General features: G+C 74.1%; 5 protein-coding genes and 1 pseudogene. 5 read left to right on the top strand and 1 reads right to left on the bottom strand.

Annotated elements, in window-relative coordinates; all coding sequences use genetic code 11:
- Positions 1 to 25 precede the first annotated feature (25 nt).
- Positions 26 to 397 (bottom strand): YbjQ family protein, encoded by a 372-nt coding sequence (locus tag ACFUEL_RS36555; protein ID WP_380242029.1) that lies wholly within the window; start codon positions 395 to 397, stop codon positions 26 to 28.
- Between the two features lie 143 nt (positions 398 to 540).
- Here ACFUEL_RS36555 and ACFUEL_RS36550 point away from each other — a divergent pair, with 143 nt between their 5' ends.
- From ACFUEL_RS36550 to ACFUEL_RS36530, 5 genes and pseudogenes are all read left to right on the top strand, one after another.
- Entirely contained in the window at positions 541 to 1,458 is a 918-nt protein-coding gene (locus ACFUEL_RS36550) for a hypothetical protein (RefSeq protein WP_380242027.1), read from the top strand.
- A 17-nt stretch (positions 1,459 to 1,475) separates the two neighbouring features.
- Positions 1,476 to 2,237 (top strand): peptidyl-tRNA hydrolase, encoded by a 762-nt coding sequence (locus tag ACFUEL_RS36545; RefSeq protein ID WP_380242025.1) that lies wholly within the window; start codon positions 1,476 to 1,478, stop codon positions 2,235 to 2,237.
- A 64-nt stretch (positions 2,238 to 2,301) separates the two neighbouring features.
- Positions 2,302 to 2,883 (top strand): annotated as a pseudogene (locus tag ACFUEL_RS36540) (hypothetical protein); the annotation flags it as partial.
- A 111-nt stretch (positions 2,884 to 2,994) separates the two neighbouring features.
- On the top strand, positions 2,995 to 3,216 hold the full coding sequence (locus ACFUEL_RS36535; protein ID WP_380242023.1) for a hypothetical protein: 222 nt from the start codon (positions 2,995 to 2,997) through the stop codon (positions 3,214 to 3,216).
- Between the two features lie 127 nt (positions 3,217 to 3,343).
- The gene (locus tag ACFUEL_RS36530) at positions 3,344 to 3,853 is read left to right on the top strand and encodes a SigE family RNA polymerase sigma factor (RefSeq protein WP_380242022.1); all 510 of its coding nucleotides are present in this window, start codon (positions 3,344 to 3,346) and stop codon (positions 3,851 to 3,853) included.
- The last annotated feature ends 147 nt before the right edge of the window (positions 3,854 to 4,000 follow it).

Below are 4,000 nucleotides of genomic sequence, written 5' to 3'. Positions count from 1 at the left end.
CTCCGGGGCCGCCCCGCCGCGCGCGTCAGCCCAGCGGCTCGATCACCGCGGCCGTGCCGTACGCGCACACCTCGGTGCCGACGTCCGCGGCCTCCGTGACGTCGAAGCGCATCATCAGCACCGCGTTGCCGCCGCGGGCCCTCGTCTGCTCGATCAGGCGCTCCATCGCCTGGTTGCGGGTTTCGACGAGCGTCTTCGTCAGCCCCTTCAGCTCGCCGCCCATCAGGGACTTCAGGCCCGCGCCGATCTGCGAGCCGATGTGCCGCGAGCGCACCGTCAGCCCGAACACCTCGCCGATCACCCGGACCACCCGGTGCCCCGGGACGTCGTTCGTGGTCACCACCAGCACACCGCCGGCCGGGTCCTGCCCGCCGCCGAAATCGTTCAGTTCGCTCATGCCCCCAGCCTCCCGTCCGACCCGGCCGGTCGGCTACCCCGGCGCGCCGGGCAACCGCGTTCCGCGCCCGCGCGCCACCGCCGCCGGGCACCGGATCGGGAGAGCTGATGGACACCGGGCACCGGGTTTGTCAACCTTGTCGCATGGGCGAGCGAAACGATCAGCCACAGGGGTCGCACGCGGCGGAGGAATCCGGCGCGCAGGAGATCGAGGCCACCGTGGTACTGGGCCTGCGGATCACCGACTGGCCGGCCCTGCGGGCCGCCGCGCGGGCCGCCGTCGAAGAACTCGACTTCGCCGGCATCGACCCCGAGGGCCAGCGCGCCCAACTGCTGCGCGAAGTCGCCGAGGACCCCAACGCGGCCCTCGGCGCCCTGCTCCACCCCGACCGGCTGGTCGCCTCGCTGCCCGGGATCGAGGCCCTCGGCGGCACCCTGGAGATCAGCGTCACCGACGACTTCGCCCCCGACTTCGCCGAGCTCTTCCCGCTCGACGACGACGGCGACACCGGCGACTGGACGCTCACCCCGCGCACCGCCTGCCTGGTCCACACCCAGCTGATCAGCCTCGCCGACGCCGCCTACGAGGACCTCGACGACCACGGCGACGACCCCGTCACCGTCGCCGACGAGAGCGACTGGACGGTCTTCGGCCGCCTCCAGCAGCGCACCTGGAACCTGCACCGCGGCTGGCGGCGCGCCTTCGCCCGCGCCTTCGACGACCTCGCCGACGACCTCGCCATCGGCGAGTGGCCGCTGCCCCGCTGCCCCGCCGAGGACGTCGCGCTGCGCCTGGCCCTGGCCGACGCCCGCTCCCTGCTCGGCGCCCAGCCCGAATCGGTCGCCGACATGATGGGCGACCTGCCCGCCGACCTGTACGACTACGACTGGGACGGCTGCTCCGACGAACTGTTCGGCGTCTACGGCCCCGACGAGGAGGACGGCGACCTCGACGCGGGCCAGCGGATCGACCGGCTCCTCGCCGCCACCCACCCCGAGGGCTGGTTCCTCGACTACGAGGACGCCGAGGAACGCGACCCCGGCCGGGGCTACCGCCGCTGAACTGGCATCCTGGGACGGTGAGCTCACCCTTCGACCTCCCCCCTCAGCAGCCCGCCGCCCCCGCCGTCGGCGGGCACGCCGAAGACCGCGACACCCGCCCGCAGTACGTGCTGCCGCTGCTGGTCCGGCTGGAGCGGACCGACCCGCCCGCCCGCACCGACGCGCTGGAGACCTCGGCGCGCGCCGTCCTCACCCTGCTCGCCGACCCCCGGGCCGCCGAGCCGGACGGCGAATGGGCCGAGCGGGTCGCCGCCTGGGAGGACGCCCGGATCCGCAAGGTGGTCCGGCGCGCCCGCGGCGGCGAGTGGCGCAGGGCGGGCGAGCTGCCCGGCATCACCGTCACCGGCGCGGGCGGCGCCGAGGTGCGGGTCTTCCCGCCGGTCCCGCTGGACGGCTGGCCCAAGGAACTCGCCAAGCTCCAGGTCTCCGGCACCGACCTCGACGACCCCGAGCCGCCCGGCCCCGCCCCCGAGGGCGTCCCCGTGCTCTGGCTCAACCCCGCCCTCGAGATGAGCGCCGGCAAGACCATGGCCCAGACCGGCCACGCCGCCCAACTCGCCTGGTGGGAACTGGACCGGACCCAGCGCGAGAAGTGGGCCGCCGAAGGCTTCCCCCTCGCCGTCCGCACCGCCCCCGCCGCCACCTGGCCCGCCCTCACCGACGGCCGCCTCCCGGTCGTCCGCGACGCCGGCTTCACCGAGATCGCCCCCGGCAGCGCCACCGTCGCGTTCGAGGGCGGCACGCTCCACTGCCCCACCCCGCGCCTGTGGCGGTCGTAGGGCGCTGCCCCGGCCCCGGCCCGGCGACGTAGCAGGTCAGGCGCCCGCAGCCCGCCCGCCCGCGCCCGCCGGGGCCCCCGACGCGACCTCCCGGCGCGAGATCGAGAAGCTCAACTTCGCCCTGCACGCCGGCAGCAACACCCTGCTGTACGTCGACGACATCCAGCACACCTCGCCCGAACTCCTCCAGCGCTTCGTCCCGCTGTGCGACGCCCGGCGCCGCATCGAGGGCGTCCGGGACGGCCGGCCCCGCGAATGGGACCTGCGCGGCAAGCGCTTCGCCGTCGTGATGGCCGCCAACCCCTACACCGAGTCCGGCCACGGCTTCCGCGTCCCCGACATGCTCGCCAACCGCGCCTACGTCGACTCCGCCGCCCAGCACGACCGGCACCGCACCGAACCCCCCTTCCGCCTCCAGGGCTCCTACCGCGACATGAACCGGATCGCCCAGCGCGTCGCCCCCGTCATGGACGACGCCGAACTCCAGGCCCTGGTCACCGACCACTACCGCGCCGAGGCGCAGGCCCTCGGGCAGGAGGCCGAGGCCCAGCTCCTCAGGCTCACCGAAATCCGCGGCACGCTCACCGCGGCCCAGGCGCAGCGCTGGGAGGCCGTCAGGGGCGGCTTCACCGCGCCCCGGCGGTGAGCGCTTGTCCATTCTTTGCACTATGCAATAAAATGAACCGCGGCTGGCCGGGTGCACCTTCCCGGGGGCGGACGAGCTGCCCGGAGAGCCGGAACTGCAAGGAGCGGCGGCGTGGAGCGCACCCCCACGGACCCCGGGGAGCCGGACGGGTACGAGGACGCCGACCGGGTGGCCGCCCGCCTGCTCGCGGAGGTCGCCGCCGCCAAGGCCCGCCTGTCCGAAGCCGCCAGGACCATCAACGAGATCGACCGCGCCCTGGCCGCCGGACCGCGGCGCGCCGCACCTGGACAGCCGCGGGATCCGGACCCCGCCCCGGGGGCGGAACCCGAGTAGAACCGGCGGGCGGGGCGCGGGGGCGCCGGCGCTGTGATCCGGAAGTTCTTCCCCCCGCGTAACCTGGCGGCCGGTTGGCGCGTAGTACTGGCGACATCGGTACGGCACGGGGCACGGGGGCGGCGGCATGGAGCAGGAGCTCGAGTTCGAGCAGTTCGCGAGCGGCCGGGCCCACCGCCTCTTCCAGGTCGCCTACCTGATGTGCGGGGACTGGCACCAGGCCCAGGACCTGGTGCAGACCACGCTGGCGAAGATGTTCTCGGTCTGGGGCCGGATGCGGCGCGGTGGCGACGTGTCCACGATCGACGCCTACGCCCGGAAGGTGCTGCTGCGCAGCTACCTCTCGCAGAAGCGGCTGCGGAAGTCCTCCGAGATCGTCACCGCCGACCTGCCGGAGCGGCCGTCCGGATCGGGCGACGGCGGTGAGCTGCGACTGGTCATGGTCGCCGCACTGAGCCAACTCCCGCCCCGCAACCGGGCGGTGGTGGTGCTGCGCTACCTGGAGGACCACAGCATCGAGGCCGTGGCCGAGATGCTCGGCATCTCCCCCGGAGCCGTGAAGAGCCTCAACTTCCGTTCGCTGGCCAAACTGCGGGACATCCTCGAAGAGGACCGCGAGGCCCTCTTCCAGTCCTGACCGACCGACCGACCCTCCCGAGCCGACAACGAGGAATCAGGCCATGGACCTTGAGCGCGATCTGAGCCGCCTGCTCGACAGGAGCGTCGACGGCCTCGCCTCGCCGGTCGGCGCCATCGTCGCCGAAGCCGGGGTGCAGGGCCACCG

Source organism: Kitasatospora sp. NPDC057198, from assembly GCF_042670125.1.
Classification (GTDB): domain Bacteria; phylum Actinomycetota; class Actinomycetes; order Streptomycetales; family Streptomycetaceae; genus Kitasatospora.
The sequence above is the reverse complement of the archived record's forward strand: the minus strand, read 5'-3'. Positions and strand labels throughout refer to the sequence as shown.

Bases quoted from the DNA above. Each gene is read 5' to 3' on its own strand.
- ACFUEL_RS36555 (WP_380242029.1), bottom strand. From the start codon at position 397: ATGAGCGAACTGAACGATTTCGGCGGCGGGCAGGACCCGGCCGGCGGT.
- ACFUEL_RS36550 (WP_380242027.1), top strand. From the start codon at position 541: ATGGGCGAGCGAAACGATCAGCCACAGGGGTCGCACGCGGCGGAGGAA.
- ACFUEL_RS36530 (WP_380242022.1), top strand. From the start codon at position 3,344: ATGGAGCAGGAGCTCGAGTTCGAGCAGTTCGCGAGCGGCCGGGCCCAC.